Here is a 16,295-nt window from a genome sequence, read left to right on the forward strand (position 1 = left end):
ACCGCCCCACGCCACCGACCCCGAGGACCGTCGTCCGTGCCGCAGAACGAACCCGAAGTCCCCGACGGCCACGGTGACTTCACCGAGTACGCCACCGCGGCCTGGCCCCGCCTGCTGCGCACCGCGCACATGCTCACCGGCGACTTCCACGAGGCCGAGGATCTCGTACAGACCACGCTGGCCAAGGTGTACGCCCGCTGGCGGCGGGTGCCGCGCGACGAGGTCGACTTCTACGTACGGCGCTCGCTGGTCAACAACAACCTCAGCCGCGTACGGAAGAGACGCGTCGCCCATCTGCTGATGCCGTTCCTGCCGGAGCGGGTGCACCAGTCGGAGGCCGGGCACGCCGAGTCGGTCGCCCAACGGGCCGCCGTCACCCAGGCGCTGGCCGAGCTGTCGGCCCGGCAGCGGGCGGTGCTGGTCCTCCGTTTCTGGGAGGACCTGACCGAGCAGGAGATCGCCGACCTCCTCGGCTGCTCCCTCGGCACGGTCAAGACCCATGTCCGGCGCGGGCTCCAGAACCTGCGCACCCACCCGGCCTTCGCGCCTCACTCACCTCCGTCCTCATCGTCGCCCTCGCCCTGGCCCACGCCCGCCACCGGAGCCCGCCCATGAACCACACGAAGACCGGGGCCGACCCGTCCGGCGAGGCGGGGGCCGACGACACCGGGGAGCGGCTGCGCGAGGCGCTCACGGAGGCCGCGTACACCTTCCCCCTGCCCCCGCTGCCGCTGACCGCCATCGAACGCGACGGCCACCGGCGCCGCCTCCGCCGCCGGGCCGCCGTGCTCGGCACCGGCTGCGGGCTGCTGTTGGTGCCGCTGGCGGTGTTCGGGCTGCGTACGGGCGACTCGCCCGCCCGCCCCAGCGAACGCGTGATCCCTCCGGCCGCGACGAGCAGCGCGTCGCCCTCGCCGTCCCCTTCGTCCTCGTCGGTGCCCGCGGGGAAGGTGCGGGTCGTGGAGTCAGGGGAGCGGGTGACAGCCGGGAGCGGTGCGGAGATCTGGCTCACGGAGGAGGGCAAGTACTGGCAGCTGCCGCACGAGAGGGACATGGAGCCGCAGTTCCGCAGCGTGGTGGACGGCAACCTCGACATGACCGAACCGAACGTGTCCCTCCAGGAGGAGGGCTCCGGCGACGGTGACCTCTTCCTCTCCGGCGTCTACGTCGGCAAGGGCGAGGCGGCCCGCGTCGCGATCGAGCTCGCCGACGGCACGACCCTGGGCGGCACGGTCCTGCGGCTGGCGGACACCGCCAACTGGGGCGTCTGGTACACCGACGCGACCCCGCCGGACGTGCCTGCGAACGACACCGGGTTCCGGACCGCCACGAAGAAGGTCACCGTGTATGACGCGGGGGATGGGGTGATCGCCGAGATGGACTTCAGCGCCCCATAGAGGGTCCCCGCAGAGGGTCAAAGAGGCGGCTGTGCCGGTGCCGGGCCGAGGGTCGTCGTTCCCGGAACCGTGCGATGGCCGAGCCCGGTGCGGTAGGCGTCGAGGGCGGCCTCCACCCTCCCCGTACGCCGGAGGAGATCACCCAGCATCCGGCACAGGTCGGCGAGGTCACCGGCGGCGCCCGCGCGCTCCAGCAGGCTCAGGGCGCGGACGTAGTGCTCCTCGGCGGCCTCGGTGTCGCGGGCGTCCTCGGCGATGATGCCGAGGAGGCGGTGAGCGGCGGCGGAGTGGATGGCGCCGCGTTCGGGGGACAGGTCGCCGAGCACCTCGTGGAGCAGCGCGGAGGCGTCCTCGGACTTGCCCCGGCGGTGCAGGACGTCCGCGAGCTCGACGGCGACCTGGCTGCTGTAGAGGGCGGCGTGCCTGGCGGAGAGCATGTCGAGAGCCTCGCGCAACTCGCCCTCGGCGCGGTCGAGTTCGCCGTTCTGCGCGTACAGGTATCCGCGCATCCAGTGGCAGTTGGCGAGTTCCGTACGGATCTGGAGCTGGCGGTAGAGCTCGGCCGCCTTGGCCAGGGAGGCGTCGGCCTCGGCGATACGGCCCTCGGCGATCAGCGTCCGGGCCACCGAGCGGTGCATCCGGGCCAGCAGCGCCGGGTCGCCGACCTGGGGCGCGAGGGCGAGCGCGAGTTCGGCGGCCTTGGCGGCGCGGGCGTGGGCGCCGAGGTCCATGTAGGGCGCTATGGCGCTGGCGTAGAGCAGCAGCAGGGCGTCCGGGTCGTGCAGGCCGCCGCGGTTCAGCTCGTCGAGGGTGGTCTCCAGCAAGTAGCAGGCGTAACGGAGTTCACCGGCGAGGTAGTGGGAGACCGCGCGGCCCCGCAGCGCCGGGACACGGGCGGGCAGCGGAGCGTCGGCGAGGCACCGCTCGGCCCGTTCGAAGTACTGCCTGGCGGCCGTCAGATCACCGGTGTCGAGCCCGCACTCCCCCAGCCCCAGCAGCGCGGCGGCCTGCTCGGCGACCAGCCCGAGCCCCTCCGCCTCCGCGAGCAGCGCCGCGTACTGCTCCGCCGCCACCTGTGACTCGCCCGTCGCCAGCGTGCGCTGCGCGTCGGTCAGCCGCAGCCGCAGCTCGGTGGCCAGATGCGCCGGGCGCCCGGTCACCAGCTCCTCGTACGCGACGCCGAGCCGCTCGGCGATGTACTTCAGCGCCTCGTCCGACGCGCGCACCCGCCCCGCTTCGAGGGTGGAGATGTACGCGGGCGTGTAGGCGGGCTCCGCCAACTGCCGCTGAGTCAGCCCGCGTTCGGCTCGCAGTCGCTGCACTCTGCGCCCGATGATCTCCGGGTCGTCGCGCTCGGCCATGGATGAAGCATGCCAGTAAGCCGACTTACATCGGCCACTTTCCCCAACTCCCCTGTCTGCTCTTGCTCTTGACGTAGAGAGCCCTTACGTTAAGTGACGCGTTAAGTCCGTTTAATGCGCCCCATACATCCTTGCCGCCGCTGCTGTTGCGAGGTCGTCGTGCTCCGACACCTGCTCGTCCGCCACATCCGGCCCCTCACCGCCGCCCTCCTCACCGTGGCCGCCCTGATGGCGGCGGCGAACGCGATCCCCGTGGGGTAGTCCCCGAATCCCCGTTGTAGGCCCCCTTGTAGGGGTGAGCCGTTGTGCGATACGGCTGTACGCGGACCTGTACATACCGTGTGCGGCCGTACACGGGGGAGTCAGGGGAGCCGGGAGGACGGTATGGCGCACAACGAGATCGACAACGGTGGCCGCTTAGCGGACGAGTTCTTCGTTCCCGGGAGTTCGTCCTTCACGGAGTTCCTGTCGGCCCACCGCCCCGAGCTGCTGACCCCCTCGGCGGACGTACGCACAGTCGCCGACCAACTCCCCCACGGCACCACGGTGCTGGCCCTCACCTACGAGGACGGCGTCCTGATCGCCGGTGACCGGCGCGCCACCATGGGCAACCTCATCGCCCAGCGCGACCTGGAGAAGGTGCGCCCCGCCGACGACTACACGGCGGTCGCCTTCGCGGGCACGGTCGGGCTCGCCGTCGACATGGTCAAGCTCTACCAGGTCGAACTGACCCACTTCGAAAAGATCGAGGGCATCCCCATGTCCCTCAACGCCAAGGCCACCCGCCTCGCCGCCATGATCCGCCAGAACCTCGGCCAGGCCATGCAGGGCCTCGCCGTGGTCCCCCTCCTCGTCGGCTACGACCCCGACGGCTCCCGCGGCCGCATCTTCAGCTACGACATCACCGGCGGGCTCTTCGAGAAGCCGGACTTCCACGCGGAGGGGTCCGGGTCGCCGTACGCCCAGGGCGCGCTGAAGAAACTCTTCCATCCGTCCATGCCCCGCCGCTCGGCGGTCCTGGCCGCCCTCCACGCCCTCTACGACGCCGCCGACGAGGACTCGGCCACCGGCGGCCCCGACATCAGCCGCCGGATCTTCCCCGTCGTGTCCGTCATCACGGAGGAGGGCTTCGAGCGGCTCCCGGAGGACGAGACGGAGGAGCTGAGCCGCGTGATGGTGGCCCAGCGGGAGGAACAGCCGGACGGGCCTACGGCTGTGGCGTAAGGCCGGGAGCAGGGCTGACGTGGACTGTCCCGGAGGCGCCCGGGGTTGTGCAGGCCGATGCCGACGTAGTTGCGCAGGGTCGGGGTCGGCACGTCGCTCACGTGGTCGGGCTCCCTGTCCTCGCCGGCAGGGGTGTCTCCGGATGGGAAGCGTGAACACTTCGGGCCGAAGTGTTGGAGGGTCGCTCATATGTCGGGGGTGTGAACACGCTGGGTGAAAGTGTTCACTGTTCCGAGACGGCTACCCCTGCCCACGGCGGATTGGCCAACGGCGTCAGAGAACGCCGCGAGCCGCCGCCTCCACGAAGTCCCCGAAGGCGGCGGCGCCGACGGTGACGACGGCTCCGCCGGGGTTCTTGGAGTCGCGGACTGCGATGTGGGGGGTGAGGGGGGCGACTTCGATGCACTGCCCGCCGGTGTCGCCGCTGTAGGACGACTTACGCCATGCGGCGGGGCCGAGGGGGGCGCACTCGATGCACTCGCCGCCGGTGTCCCCGCTGTACGACGACTTACGCCACCGCGCGGTCGTCAGGTCCCTGCTGGTGCCCATAACGCTCCTCCATCACACGCGCGATCAGCTCCGCCGAGGCCTCTACAGATAGGGCCGCAGCCTTCAGGTGATCGTAACGGAGGAAGCCTTCCTTCATCTTGGCCGGGTTGGCAGTCATGTGCCCTTGGACGAAGTCCTCGGTGTAGACGATGTCCGGGTCGTCGTCGAAGCGGAGGAGGGTGAACGAGCCCATCTGGCCCGGGTGTTGACCCGCCGAGAAGGGCAGCACCTGTACCTGCGTCCAGCCGTCCCGGGGAAGTTCCAACAGGCGAGCGAGTTGGTTCCGCATGACCTCTCGGCTGCCGACTTGCCGGTGCAGCACCGCCTCGTCCAGCACTACCCACGTTACCGGCGGATCCTCTCGGGCGAGGATCCGCTGCCGCTCCATCCGGGCGGCCACCTTCGCGTCGAGGTCCCCTTCGCTGCGTACGCCCATCACCGCTCGCGCGTACTCCGGGGTCTGGAGAAGTCCGTACACCAGCTGGGCCTGATAGGTGGAGATGTAAGTAGCCTGCGCCTCCATCTCAGCGAACGGTTGAAACCAACTCGGAAGTTGGCTCCGCAACACCAACCCCACCAACCGCGAGAACATCCCGTCCGTCCCCAGCGCCGCATCCACCCGTTCGGCGAATTCCCTGGTCGGAACCTTGTGCGCGGTCTCGATCTGGCCGATCAGGGACCCCGAGCAGAAGATGCAGTCTCCCAACTGGCCCTGTTTGAGCCCCGCTTGCTCCCTCATGCGGCGCAGCTCGTAGCCGAAGTAGTCCAAGGGAGAGGCGTCGGGGTCGAGTTGACGGATCTTGGGCATGGCAGGTTCACCCCCAGGTCGAAACGCCTACCGGCGTTCGCAACGGTCTGTAGCCGAGCGTAGCCAGTCGACTCCACTCTGGTGACGTGAATCACGTAACTGACCGGCAGGGACCCGAAATCGGCGCCAAGTACGGCTTCAGCTTCACCGTGGGTGAGCACTCGGCGGGGCATCTGAGGCGAATCCTCCGCATCTACCTCCACGCCTGGGGGATGCCCGACCTCACCGACTCCGCCACGCTCGCCCTCACCGAGCTGATCGCCAACGTCGTACGCCACGTACCCGGCCGACGCGCCGCCCTGCTGATGCTGAGGCAGACCGGCGGGGTGCGGGTGGAGGTCACCGACACGTCGTCTCGGTCACCGTTGTCCACAGCTGTGGACGAACTCGCGGAGGACGGGCGCGGGCTGGTGATCGTGGACGCGGTTACCGACCGGTGGGGATGGCAGCCGCTGCCGGACCGGCCGGGCAAGACGGTGTGGTTCGAGTGCGACGCCAAGGAGGAAGCGAAGGAAGAAGCGGACGAAGAAGTCGAGGCCGAAAACGGTGCCGTTTGGCCGGAAGGGATCACAATCCGGAACCAATGAGCACTTCCGGCGCCGGACGCACTCCCCGATACGTGCCGTGTCCCCCTAAACTCCCACCCCTCCAGCCCGAAACGGCGGCAGTCCACTCGGGACCTTCGAGCGCTCACGTCAGCACCACAGGGGAGTACCGCATGATCACCCTGACCATTCCCGTCATGATCACCTTCGGAGTCTTCCTGATAGCCGTGGTCATGGTCGGTGTGGTGGCGCACGGGGAGACGACCACGTTCGAGGACTTCGCCGTCGGCGGCCGTCGGCTGACCGCCCCGGTGGCCGCGCTGTCCGCGGGGGCCGCCGACATGTCCGGCTGGTTGTTCCTGGGGCTGCCGGGGGCCGTGTATCTGGCCGGGCTGGGCGCGACGTGGATCGCGGTCGGTCTGATCATCGGTACGTATCTCAACTGGCGTCTCGTCGCGCCCCGCCTGCGCACCTACACCGAGCGGGCCGGGAACGCGCTGACTCTGCCGGCGTATCTGGAGGAACGTTTCGAGGACCGGAGCAGGATGCTCAGGCTGCTCTCCGCGATCGTCACCGTCGTGTTCTTCACCGTCTACGTCGCCAGCGGGCTGATCGCCGGTGGTCTGCTGTTCGACGAGATCTTCGGCGCCGGCTTCGAGACCGGTCTCACCGTCTTCGCCGTGGTGATCGTCGTCTACACCATTCTCGGCGGCTTCCGGGGCGTGAGTATCACGCACTCCATCCAGGGCACGCTGATGCTCCTCGCGGCGATCGCCCTCCCCGCGATCGCCATCTGGCACTTCGGCGGCTTCGGCGCGCTGCACGGTGAGCTGACCGCCACGTCCTCGGCGCTGCTCGACCCGATGAGGGAGGCCTCCACCGCCGGCAGCAGATGGACGACGGGCGAGCCGCTCGGTGCCATCGCGATGATCTCGCTGCTCGCCTGGGGGCTCGGCTACTTCGGCCAGCCCCACGTCCTGACCCGTTTCATGAGTATCCGCAGCCCCCGGGACATACCCCTGGCCCGCCGTCTGGGTGTGAGCTGGGTGGTCGTGGTCCTGGGCGGCGCCTCGCTCATCGGGCTCGCCGGGATCGCCGTGATCGACGAGCCGCTCGACAACCCGGAGACGGTCTTCATCCAGCTCTCCACGCAACTGGTCAACCCCTGGATCGCGGGGATTCTGCTGGTGGCCGTGCTGGCGGCGATCAAGTCCACGGTGGACAGCCAGCTGCTGGTCTCGGCAACGTCCCTCACCGAGGACCTCTACCGGCGGTTCTTCAACCAGCAGGCATCCGACACGTTGCTGCTGGTGATCGGGCGGCTGAGTGTGGCGGCCGTGGGACTGGTCGCCTATGTGATCGCGCTGAGCGGCGGCGCCGTGCTCGACATCGTCGCGTACGCCTGGGCGGGCTTCGGCGCGGCCTTCGGTCCGGTGATCGTCCTGTCGCTGTACTGGCCGCGGATGACGGCGGCCGGGGCGAAGGCCGGAATGCTCACCGGTGCCCTCACCGTGCTCCTGTGGGAGAAGATCGACCCGCTCCTCGGGCCGCTGGAGTCGGGCATCTACGAGATGGTGCCCGGCGTACTCGCCGCCACCGTGGCAGCCCTGGTCTTCGGCAGGTACGTCGGACGCCCCCCGATGCGGGACTGGACCGGCCCGATGGAGGACGCCCCCGCCTCCGAAGACGAGCCCCAGGAGGAGTTCCAGGACGAGCCCGAGGCCGGGTGGCCCTACGCCACGCCCCACGCCACGCCTGAGGCCGAGTGGCCCCGCACCGGGCCGTACGCCGCGCCGTACGCCGAACCGTATGCCGCGCCCCACCCCGCGCCGCACGCCGGGCCGCAGAGCCAGGACCCGTGGTACCCGTACCCCGCGCCTCCTACGAATGACCCGAGGCGGTAGGGAACTCAAAGTCCTGACTCCAGGTCTTACGGAGTCGTGACAGGTGGGGCGCGCACCGGGGAATCTCCCGGGCGCGCCCCTAACGTTCTGTCCATGCGGGTACTCGTCACCGGCGGAGCCGGGTTCATCGGAAGCCATGTCGTCGAGGCGCTGCGGGCGCGCGGACACGAGCCCGTCGTCTTCGACGTACGGGACAAGAGCGAGCACGGCGCGCGGGACGTACGGGACGCGGACGCCGTCGCGGACTCCCTGCGCGGTGTCGACGCCGTCTGCCACCAGGCGGCCCTGGTCGGCCTGGGCAACGGCTTCACCGACGCCGTCGAGTACGTCTCCCGCAACGACCTCGGCACCGCGGTCCTGCTGACGGCCATGGCCGACGCGGGCGTACGGCGGTTCGTGCTCGCCGGGTCGATGGTGGTGTACGGGGAGGGCCGGTACCTCTGCGACCGCCATGGTGCGGTGCGCCCCGGCCCGCGCGCCGTCCGCCTCCTGGACGCGGGCCTCTTCGAACCCACCTGCCCTGTCTGCGGGTACGCGTTGAGCCCCGGCCTCGTCGACGAGGACGCCCCCGTCGACCCGCGCAACGTCTACGCCACGACGAAGCTCGCCCAGGAGCACCTGGCCGCCGCCTGGGCCCGCTCGACCGGCGGCCGGGCCGTCTCCCTCCGCTACCACAACGTCTACGGCCCCGACATGCCCCGCGACACCCCGTACGCCGGTGTCGCGTCGTTCTTCAAGTCCGCGCTCGCCCGGGGCGAGGCCCCGACGGTCTTCGAGGACGGGGGCCAGCGGCGGGACTTCGTCCACGTACGGGACGTGGCGGCGGCGAACGTGGCCGCCCTGGAAGCGGACGCGGAGGAAGGCGCGCTCACGGCCTACAACACCGGCAGCGGCGATCCGCACACCGTGGGCGAGCTGGCGTGGGCGCTGGCCGCCGCGAGCGGGGGCCCCGACCCGGTGGTCACCGGCGAGTACCGCCTCGGCGACGTCCGCCACATCACGGCGGACTCGTCGCGCCTGCGGAAGGCGCTGGGCTGGACGCCGGAGGTGGGGTTCGAGGAGGGGGTACGGGAGTTCGCGGCGGCGTCCTAGCCGCTCTCCAGTCGCTCCAGCCGTGCCCAGCCGTTCTACGCGTTCTACCCGGGCACGCGCTGAACCTCGGCTCCCAGTTCCGTCAGCCGACGTTCGACGTGCCGCAGGGCTCCCTCCCGCCGCCCCGGCACTCGGCGGCGCAGCTCGACGAGCGCGAGGCCGAGTTCGTGGGCGGGGGCCGTGTCCTTCACGCTGCCCCACTGATGGTGCGCCCGGTCGACGGCGGTCTCCACGGCCGGGGTCCGCGGGGACTGTCCCGTGGCGAGCCGGGCATTGGCGACGGTCAGCCAGGTACGGCAGCTCCGCACCGCGTCCCCCGCGAACATCGCCAGGTCTGCCCGTACTTCCGCCCAGTGCAGCGCCTCCTCCGACGCCGCCCCGTGCGCCCGTACGGCGGCCTGCTCGTGCCGCGCGGCGAGCGCGTCGGCCTCGGCGTGCCGGTCGGCCTGTACGGCGGCGGTGATGAGGGCGTGGGGGTCGGGGTCGGGAGCGGCGGGGCTCTCGGGTGGCGGCTGGGGGGCGTAGGAGGGGGCGGTCGCGGCGTCCCAGGAGAGCACGGCGTCTCCGTACGCTCCCTCGTTCGCCCCCTCGTTGGCGATCCGTGTGAGCGCCTGCTGGTGAAGGTGGGGCAGCGGAGGCCGGTGTCCACTCCGCAGAAGGGTGGCGACGGCCCGCATGTAGGTGGGGGTGGCCACCGTGCGGCGGGGCGGGGGCGGGGCGATCCGTCCGTACAGGCTCACTCCCCTCCCGGCGGTCAGCGCGTGGGTGGTGAGGTACTGCCAGGCGGCGGCGTCGGCGTGGAGGTCGACGAGGAGGGTGGTCGTGCCGGGGGCGCGCAGCCGTAGCTCCTCGGTGATCCAGTGCCAGGGGAACCCGGTGTAGCGGACGGTCGCCGGGGTGGTGCGGGCCAGGGCCAGGTGGGGGAGGTGCTGGCGGCGGTCGAGCTGGAGCTGCCCGGTGAGGAACACGGTGAGCGGGCCGGGGGCGGTGGCCGCGGCGCGGAGCCGGGTGAGCACGGCCTGCGGTTCCAGCGGGTCGGCCAGTTCGACGACGTTCGCCGTCTCCGTACCGGACAGCACGGCGGGCGGCACCGCCGCGAGCACGGGGAGCACGGACGCCGCGTCCACCAGGCACCCCTTGCCACCGGGCGAGGCCGCGAGCAGCAGCACGGTTCCGGGCATGGTTCCTCCCCCATCGATCACTTACGGCAAGCACGGTAACGGGTGCGCCTGCAAAGGGGCGACGGGGGCGAAGAACAACCACACGAAGGACGACTACACCTCGACCGTGGGCAACGTCACCTCGAACCGGCAGCCCCCCGGAATGTTCCGTACCGCCGCGTGCCCCTGGTGGGCCTCCACGATGCCGCGGACGATGGCGAGGCCGAGGCCCGCGCCGGCGGGAGGGGTGCGGGCGTGGGTGCCTCGCCAGCCGGTGTCGAAGACGCGGGGGAGGTCCTCCTCGGGGATGCCGCCGCAGCTGTCGGTGACGGACAGCACGACGCCCCCGGCGGAGCGCTCGGCGGCCACCGCCACCGTGCCGTCGGGCGGGGTGCGGCGGATCGCGTTGACGAGCAGGTTGCCCAGGACGCGGCTCATCTCCTTGCCGTCCACCTCCACGGGCACCGGCTCGACCTGGTAGCCGACCAGTCGCACGCCGTATTCGCGGGCCAGGGGGTCCGCGCCTGCCAGGGCGTCGCCGACGAGGTCGTAGAGGGACATCCGGGAGGGGGCCAGGGTGAGGGCGCCGGCGTGGATGCGGGAGAGTTCGAAGAGGTCGCCGACCATGGCGTTGAGGCGCTCGACCTCGGTGCGGATCTGGCGGAGGTAGCGGGTGGGGTCGGCGGCGACACCGTCCTCCAGGGCCTCGGACATGGCCCGGAGACCGGCGAGCGGTGTGCGCAGGTCGTGGGAGATCCAGGCCACGAGTTCGCGCCGGGAGGTCTCCAGCGCGCGTTCGCGCTCGCGGGACTCGGCGAGTTTGGCGCTGGTCGCCTGCAGCTCGCGGCTCAGCGCGGCCAGTTCGGCCGTCGCCGGGCCGGCGGGGGCCGCGAAGGCGCCGCCGTCGCCGAAGGAACGGGCGGCGAGGGCGAGCTCATGGCTGCGGGCGACGACCCAGCGGCCCAGCAGCAGTGCCGTGGCCAGGGAGACGACGGCGGCCATCGCGATGACCGTGGTGACGACGGACAGGTCGTGCGGGGAGAGGAGCATCGCCTGGCAGACGGCCAGAGTGCCCGCGTACATCGCGGTCACGGCGACGGCGACGACGATCGTGAGCGACGTGGTGAGCGAGCGGCGGCGCAGCACCCACAGCGCGCCCGCGCCGACGAGCCCGGCCGCGGCGGCGCCGAGGAAGGCGATGAGGGCGATGAGGAGTGTGTCGTTCACGGTCAGGCATCCTCCCGCTCGGCGCCGGGTGTGCCGGAGGGGTCGAAACGGTAGCCCACGCCCCACACCGTCTGGATCAGCCGGGGCCGGGCCGGGTCGTCCTCCACCTTGCCCCGCAGGCGCCGCACGTGGACCGTGACCGTCGAGAGGTCCCCGAAGTCCCAGCCCCACACCTCGCGCATCAGGTCCTCGCGGCTGTACGCGCGCCCGGGGTGCCGCAGGAAGAAGGCGAGCAGGTCGAACTCGCGGAGGGTGAGGGCGAGATCGGCGCCGTTCTTGGTGGCGCGGCGTCCTGCGGGGTCGACGCTGAGGCCGACCGCGTTCAGCGCGTTCACGGGCTGCGGCCCGGCGCCGGGCCGCGTGCGGCGCAGGACCGACTCCACGCGCAGGACCAGCTCGCGGGGGCTGAACGGCTTGGTGACGTAGTCGTCCGCGCCCACCTCCAGGCCCAGGATCCGGTCGTCCTCGTCGCCTCGCGCGGTCAGCATGATCACCGGTACGGGTCCCCGGGCCCGCAACCGCCGGCACACCTCCAGCCCGTCCATGCCCGGCAGCATCAGGTCCAGGACGACCAGGTCGGGCCAGTGCGCGGCGGCCCGGTCGAGCGCGGCGGACCCGTCGGCGGCCCGGTCGACGGCGTACCCGGCCCGGTCGAGGTAGCCCGAGACGATCTCGGCGACGGTGGGGTCGTCGTCCACGACGAGGACACGGGCGCCCGGGACAGCGGGCTCCGGGCCGGCCCCGGGCGACTCGTGCGGCTGCGGCGGCTGATGCATGGAGCCAGCGTCGCACCCCGAGCCCGCGAACGCCGCCCCCTGTAAGGAACAGCACCTCGGACGTCCGCGATTCGTAAGGAAGTGCAAGGAAGCAACAACGAGGTACTTCGTGAAGGGAGTACGGGAGCAAGGGAGCAGTGAGCAGGGAGGAGGGGCGGAGGGAGTACGGAGGGGGTACGGCAGGAGTACGGAGGGAGTACGGAGAGCATGTGGAGAGGGCGTGGACGGAGTGCGGGCGTGGGCTTGAAATCGCCCTCTCCATGCCCCCGCCTGGGGCGATGTCCGCGTTTCGTAAGGTGCCCCCGCCTGAAATACCCCTTCTGCGTTCGTACTGTGAAAGCCGTGACTCCCAATCCAGGCATCCATCCCGCCGTCGCCCCCACCGTCGACGTCGTCCTCCCCTGCCTCGACGAGGCCGACGCCCTCCCCTGGGTCCTCGAACGCATCCCGCCCACCTGGCGGGCCCTGGTCGTGGACAACGGGTCGACGGACGGTTCGGCCGACGTGGCCCGCGCCCTCGGCGCGACCGTCGTGCACGAGGAGCGCCGGGGCTTCGGCGCGGCCTGCCACGCGGGTCTGACGGCCGCCACGGCGGACATCGTGTGCTTCTGCGACTGCGACGCCTCGCTCGACCCGTCCCTGCTGGTGCCCTTCGTCCAGGAGGTGCGCGACGGGGCGGCTGACCTGGTGCTCGGACGGCGCCGCCCGCAGGGCCGGGGCGCCTGGCCCGCGCACGCCCGCGCGGGCAACCTCGCGCTGTCCCGCATGCTGCGCCGCCGCACCGGCCTGCGCCTGCACGACCTCGGCCCCCTGCGCGCCGCCCGCCGCGAGGCGCTGCTCGGGCTCCGCCTCACCGACCGCCGCAGCGGCTACCCCCTGCAGATGGTCGTGCGGGCCGCCGACGCCGGGTGGCGCGTCACCGAGCACGACGTCCCGTATCTGCCGCGCACCGGCGACTCCAAGGTCACCGGCACCTGGCGTGGCACCTGGCACGCGGTCCGCGACATGCGCCGGGTGCTGGCGGAGCCCCCGTACGAGCCCGTCGACCACGTCGACCACTATGCAGCGCAGGGAGGAACGCCCCGATGACCGCCCTCCTCGTCATAGCCAAGGAACCGCGGCCGGGGCGCGTGAAGACCCGGCTCACGCCCCCGTTCGCGCCCGAGGAGGCGGCGGCCCTGGCCGAGGCCGCCCTGGTGGACACGTTGCACGCGGTGCTGGCGGTGCCCGCGACCCGGCGGGTCCTGGTCCTGGACGGTGCCCCCGGTCCCTGGCTGCCGCCCGGCTTCGACGTCGTACCGCAGGTCGCGGGCGGGCTCGACGAGCGGCTGGCCGCCGCCTTCGCGGGATGCGACGGAGGGCCGGCCCTGCTCGTCGGGATGGACACGCCGCAGATCACACCCGGACTCCTCGCCCCCGCCCTCGACTTCACCGACTGCGACGCGTACTTCGGGCCCGCCGAGGACGGCGGCTTCTGGGCCCTGGGGCTCGCCGCCCCCGACCCCGGACTCCTGCGCGGCGTCCCGATGTCGACGCCCACGACGGGTGCCGCGCAGCGGGCGCGGCTGATGGAGGCCGGGCTGCGCGTACGCGACCTGCCGCGGCTGCGGGACGTCGACACGGCGTACGACGCCGACCTGGTCGCCGCCGACGCCCCGCACACCCGTTTCGCGGCCGAACTCACCCGGCTGACCTCGGCGGTAGGCCGATGAGCACGGCCACGAGCCCCAGCCCCAACCCAAGCCCCAGCCCCAACCCAAGCCCCAGCCCCTACAGCCCGGTCAGCCCTCCCGGACCTCCCGGACCTCCCGGCCCCCGCTCCTGGTCCGCCGACCCCTACGCCGACGCCCTCCGCAACGGCCGCGGCCCCCTCTTCCTGCGCCGCGCCGACGGCTGGCTGCTCCCCCTGGACGTGGAGCGGTGGTGCGCACGGGCCGATGCCGCCGATCTGTCGGCGCTGCGGCGGTGTGAGGGGACCGTGCTCGACGTGGGATGCGGACCCGGACGGCTGGTCGCCGAACTCGCCACGCGGGGACGGAAGGCGCTCGGCATCGACGTCAGCGAGGCCGCGGTCGCGCACACGCTGCGGCTGGGCGGTACGGCGCTGCGGCGGTCGGTGTTCGAGCCGTTGCCGGGGGAGGGACGCTGGGGCACGGCGCTGCTGCTCGACGGCAACATCGGCATCGGCGGCGACCCGCGCGCCCTGCTGCGACGGGTCGGCCAACTCCTCGCGCCCGGCGGCCTGCTGATCGCCGAGACCGAGCCCGTCGAGGACCTCGCCGACCTCGCCGACCTCGACGAGCGGGTCCACGTCCACGTCACCGACGCCTACGGCACCCCCGGCACCCCGTTCCCCTGGGCCCGCCTCGGCGCCTCCGCCCTGCTCCGGCACGCCCGGGAGTCGGCCTGGCGCCCGGAGGGTCAGTGGACGGCGGAGAGGCGCTCCTTCGTGGCCCTGCGGGCTCGGCGCGCCTTACGCAGCAGCAGCCACAGCGCCGACGACCCGAACAGCACCGCCGTGATCAGCAGCCAGCGGCCCAGGAAGACGTCTCCGGGCAGCGCGGTGGACCTCTCGTAACGCTCCCGCGTCCGCCCGCTGATCAGCGGGAACCACACCAGCAGCAACAGTCCGGACAGCACGGCCGGGACGCGCACGAACCCGGCCCACTCCCGGTGGCCGACGGTCCCGAGTACGGTCCGGGCCGCCCGGTCGGCCATCGCGTACAGCGGCAGCAGCACCAGGTCGTGCAGTACCGCCGCCCCGACGATCCACAGCAGCACGCCCCACCAGTCACCGTCGAGCAGCCGCACCCCGGCGTACGCGACGAGCGCGAACGAGGCGGCGAGGAGCAGGAGTTGGAGCGGGCTCTCGCCGTACCAGCGGCGGAACAGTGTCGTGAACGGCCGGCGCATCACAGGTCTACTCACAGGTCTCCGAACGTCAGGCGGGCCACCCACTTGGTGTTGAGCACGCCGGGTGCGGCGGGCACGATGATCCGCGCCGGATAGCCGTGGTCGAGGGCCAGGGGCTCGCCGTTGACGTCGAGGGCGAGCAGTGAGCGCGGGTCGCGGACCTGGTTGTCGCGCAGCGCGGCCCGGCGGAAGGACCCGCTGAGCTGAAGGGACTCCACGAAGAGGTCCGGGGCGTCGCCGTATCCCACCAGCGCCGCCAGGTCCCGCAGCCGTACGCCCCGCCACCACTGGTCGGACGTCGACCAGCCCTCCACGCACGCGATGGGCAACGCGGCACTGCGCAGGGGCAGTTCGAGCAGCTCGGCCCGGCTCAGCCGTACCACCGTGGTCCGTCCCCCGACGACCAGCCGCCACGCCTCCTCGCTTGTCTCACGCGTGTCGATGCCCCTCGACGCGGCCGTCTTGTTGATCTGGAAGCCGCCGGGTCCGGAGCCCGGATCACCGCCGCCGTGCGGGGCGAGGAGCGCCGTCTCGCGCAGCGGCCCGTCGAAGCTCTGCCCCGCCGTCGTGGCCACCAGGAACACCGACGCGCCCCCGACCAGCCCGAGCGCACCGCGCCGCGAGACGGTGGGCTCGGCGGGGTTGGGGGACACCAACTTCCCCTCCTGCTCACCCCGCTCGCCCCCTTCGCTCCGTTCATGCCGTTCGCGCCGCAGATTCCGTACGACCACCGGCGTCTTCAGCACCACATGGGCGACGAGAGCCGCGAAGAACACCCACGCCCCGTAGAAGTGCAGCGGATAGAAGGACCCGGGGAAGACGTAGTCCAGCTGGATGTTCATCACTCCCGTGATGAACTCGAACAGCCCGCTGCCGACCAGCACCAGCAGCGAGAGCCGTTCCAGCGCGTGGCCCACCGAGCGGGCGGGCGGCAGCGCGAAGAGCCGGGGCACGACCGACCACAGCTTCGCGAGGAGTACGGGGATCAGGGCGACGCCGAGGGTGACGTGCAGGCCCTGGTTGAGCCGGTACAGCCAGTGCGGGTCGGTCGGCCAGGAGAAGAGGTAGAAGCCGAGGAGGCCCTTGTCGGGAGTCTTGTCGTTCACCGGGGCCAGGTCCGGGTTGTAGGCGGCGTACGACAGCAGGCCCGTCACGAACAGGACGGTGATCCCGGCGAGCAGGACGACCCCGAGCACCGAGGTGAGCCAGGGGCCGCGCAGGGGGCTGCGCCAGAAGGAGGGGGACGCCGGGGACCTGGAGGACGTGAGGAGCCGTTCACTCATGCCTCGACGGTAGATTCGAACCGTGCCGCCGGGCGGGGGCCGACCCGTGACGAAAC

16 protein-coding genes are annotated in these 16,295 nt (G+C 71.9%); 9 read left to right on the plus strand and 7 right to left on the minus strand.

Annotation, left to right across the window (positions count from 1 at the left end; genetic code table 11):
* Positions 1-36 precede the first annotated feature (36 nt).
* Both ACWD3C_RS28480 and ACWD3C_RS28485 read left to right on the plus strand, forming a co-directional pair.
* On the plus strand, positions 37-615 hold the full coding sequence (locus tag ACWD3C_RS28480; RefSeq protein ID WP_451148796.1) for a SigE family RNA polymerase sigma factor: 579 nt from the start codon (positions 37-39) through the stop codon (positions 613-615).
* Complete coding sequence (locus tag ACWD3C_RS28485) at positions 612-1,397, plus strand: hypothetical protein (RefSeq protein ID WP_451148798.1); 786 nt, start codon at positions 612-614, stop codon at positions 1,395-1,397. The genes ACWD3C_RS28480 and ACWD3C_RS28485 overlap by 4 nt, the downstream gene beginning before the upstream one ends.
* 17 nt (positions 1,398-1,414) lie before the next feature.
* Here the strand turns inward: ACWD3C_RS28485 and ACWD3C_RS28490 are convergent, their stop codons facing one another.
* Positions 1,415-2,758, minus strand: a complete 1,344-nt coding sequence (locus ACWD3C_RS28490; RefSeq protein ID WP_451148800.1) for a tetratricopeptide repeat protein — start codon at positions 2,756-2,758, stop codon at positions 1,415-1,417.
* A 384-nt stretch (positions 2,759-3,142) separates the two neighbouring features.
* Here ACWD3C_RS28490 and prcB point away from each other — a divergent pair, with 384 nt between their 5' ends.
* Positions 3,143-3,982 carry a proteasome subunit beta gene (prcB, locus tag ACWD3C_RS28495; RefSeq protein WP_451148802.1) on the plus strand — a complete coding sequence of 280 codons (840 nt, stop codon included), beginning with the start codon at positions 3,143-3,145 and terminating at the stop codon, positions 3,980-3,982.
* Positions 3,983-4,255: 273 nt separating this feature from the next.
* Here the strand turns inward: prcB and ACWD3C_RS28500 are convergent, their stop codons facing one another.
* Positions 4,256-4,531 (minus strand): DUF397 domain-containing protein, encoded by a 276-nt coding sequence (locus tag ACWD3C_RS28500; RefSeq protein ID WP_451148804.1) that lies wholly within the window; start codon positions 4,529-4,531, stop codon positions 4,256-4,258.
* Complete coding sequence (locus tag ACWD3C_RS28505) at positions 4,491-5,339, minus strand: helix-turn-helix domain-containing protein (RefSeq protein WP_451148806.1); 849 nt, start codon at positions 5,337-5,339, stop codon at positions 4,491-4,493. The genes ACWD3C_RS28500 and ACWD3C_RS28505 overlap by 41 nt, the downstream gene beginning before the upstream one ends.
* Positions 5,340-5,425: 86 nt before the next feature.
* Here ACWD3C_RS28505 and ACWD3C_RS28510 point away from each other — a divergent pair, with 86 nt between their 5' ends.
* The 3 genes from ACWD3C_RS28510 (at position 5,426) to ACWD3C_RS28520 (ending at position 8,880) form a co-directional block, all read left to right on the plus strand.
* A complete protein-coding gene (locus tag ACWD3C_RS28510; protein ID WP_451148808.1) occupies positions 5,426-5,926 on the plus strand; it encodes an ATP-binding protein in 501 nt (166 codons plus the stop codon).
* A gap of 131 nt (positions 5,927-6,057) precedes the next feature.
* Complete coding sequence (gene putP / locus ACWD3C_RS28515) at positions 6,058-7,788, plus strand: sodium/proline symporter PutP (protein WP_451148810.1); 1,731 nt, start codon at positions 6,058-6,060, stop codon at positions 7,786-7,788.
* A gap of 93 nt (positions 7,789-7,881) precedes the next feature.
* Positions 7,882-8,880, plus strand: a complete 999-nt coding sequence (locus ACWD3C_RS28520) for an NAD-dependent epimerase/dehydratase family protein (protein WP_451148812.1) — start codon at positions 7,882-7,884, stop codon at positions 8,878-8,880.
* Positions 8,881-8,924: 44 nt separating this feature from the next.
* Here ACWD3C_RS28520 and ACWD3C_RS28525 read toward each other — a convergent pair whose 3' ends face one another.
* The 3 genes from ACWD3C_RS28525 to ACWD3C_RS28535 all read right to left on the minus strand — a co-directional run bounded on the left by ACWD3C_RS28525 (position 8,925) and on the right by ACWD3C_RS28535 (position 12,043).
* Complete coding sequence (locus ACWD3C_RS28525) at positions 8,925-10,061, minus strand: hypothetical protein (RefSeq protein WP_451148814.1); 1,137 nt, start codon at positions 10,059-10,061, stop codon at positions 8,925-8,927.
* Between the two features lie 93 nt (positions 10,062-10,154).
* Positions 10,155-11,267 carry a sensor histidine kinase gene (locus ACWD3C_RS28530; protein ID WP_451148816.1) on the minus strand — a complete coding sequence of 371 codons (1,113 nt, stop codon included), beginning with the start codon at positions 11,265-11,267 and terminating at the stop codon, positions 10,155-10,157.
* A 2-nt stretch (positions 11,268-11,269) separates the two neighbouring features.
* Complete coding sequence (locus ACWD3C_RS28535; protein WP_451148818.1) at positions 11,270-12,043, minus strand: response regulator transcription factor; 774 nt, start codon at positions 12,041-12,043, stop codon at positions 11,270-11,272.
* A 333-nt stretch (positions 12,044-12,376) separates the two neighbouring features.
* On the opposite strand from ACWD3C_RS28535, the gene ACWD3C_RS28540 reads away from it, so the two are divergent.
* The 3 genes from ACWD3C_RS28540 to ACWD3C_RS28550 are packed head-to-tail and all read left to right on the plus strand — an operon-like array spanning position 12,377 to position 14,621.
* Positions 12,377-13,132: a glycosyltransferase family 2 protein gene (locus ACWD3C_RS28540; protein WP_451148820.1), complete on the plus strand. Its 756-nt coding sequence runs from the start codon at positions 12,377-12,379 to the stop codon at positions 13,130-13,132.
* Positions 13,129-13,755 carry a TIGR04282 family arsenosugar biosynthesis glycosyltransferase gene (locus tag ACWD3C_RS28545; RefSeq protein ID WP_451148822.1) on the plus strand — a complete coding sequence of 209 codons (627 nt, stop codon included), beginning with the start codon at positions 13,129-13,131 and terminating at the stop codon, positions 13,753-13,755. The genes ACWD3C_RS28540 and ACWD3C_RS28545 overlap by 4 nt, the downstream gene beginning before the upstream one ends.
* Positions 13,752-14,621: a class I SAM-dependent methyltransferase gene (locus ACWD3C_RS28550; protein ID WP_451148824.1), complete on the plus strand. Its 870-nt coding sequence runs from the start codon at positions 13,752-13,754 to the stop codon at positions 14,619-14,621. Before ACWD3C_RS28545 ends, ACWD3C_RS28550 begins: the two co-directional genes overlap by 4 nt.
* Positions 14,622-14,967: 346 nt before the next feature.
* Here ACWD3C_RS28550 and ACWD3C_RS28555 read toward each other — a convergent pair whose 3' ends face one another.
* Entirely contained in the window at positions 14,968-16,239 is a 1,272-nt protein-coding gene (locus ACWD3C_RS28555) for a molybdopterin-dependent oxidoreductase (RefSeq protein WP_451148826.1), read from the minus strand.
* Positions 16,240-16,295: the final 56 nt, after the last annotated feature.

The organism is Streptomyces sp. NPDC002845 (assembly GCF_053591955.1).

Coding starts and splice junctions, on each gene's coding strand:
- prcB (WP_451148802.1), top strand. CDS start 3,143: ATGGCGCACAACGAGATCGACAACGGTGGCCGCTTAGCGGACGAGTTC.
- putP (WP_451148810.1), top strand. CDS start 6,058: ATGATCACCCTGACCATTCCCGTCATGATCACCTTCGGAGTCTTCCTG.
- ACWD3C_RS28555 (WP_451148826.1), bottom strand. CDS start 16,239: ATGAGTGAACGGCTCCTCACGTCCTCCAGGTCCCCGGCGTCCCCCTCC.
- ACWD3C_RS28545 (WP_451148822.1), top strand. CDS start 13,129: ATGACCGCCCTCCTCGTCATAGCCAAGGAACCGCGGCCGGGGCGCGTG.
- ACWD3C_RS28550 (WP_451148824.1), top strand. CDS start 13,752: ATGAGCACGGCCACGAGCCCCAGCCCCAACCCAAGCCCCAGCCCCAAC.
- ACWD3C_RS28505 (WP_451148806.1), bottom strand. CDS start 5,339: ATGCCCAAGATCCGTCAACTCGACCCCGACGCCTCTCCCTTGGACTAC.
- ACWD3C_RS28490 (WP_451148800.1), bottom strand. CDS start 2,758: ATGGCCGAGCGCGACGACCCGGAGATCATCGGGCGCAGAGTGCAGCGA.
- ACWD3C_RS28500 (WP_451148804.1), bottom strand. CDS start 4,531: ATGGGCACCAGCAGGGACCTGACGACCGCGCGGTGGCGTAAGTCGTCG.
- ACWD3C_RS28525 (WP_451148814.1), bottom strand. CDS start 10,061: ATGCCCGGAACCGTGCTGCTGCTCGCGGCCTCGCCCGGTGGCAAGGGG.
- ACWD3C_RS28485 (WP_451148798.1), top strand. CDS start 612: ATGAACCACACGAAGACCGGGGCCGACCCGTCCGGCGAGGCGGGGGCC.
- ACWD3C_RS28520 (WP_451148812.1), top strand. CDS start 7,882: ATGCGGGTACTCGTCACCGGCGGAGCCGGGTTCATCGGAAGCCATGTC.
- ACWD3C_RS28535 (WP_451148818.1), bottom strand. CDS start 12,043: ATGCATCAGCCGCCGCAGCCGCACGAGTCGCCCGGGGCCGGCCCGGAG.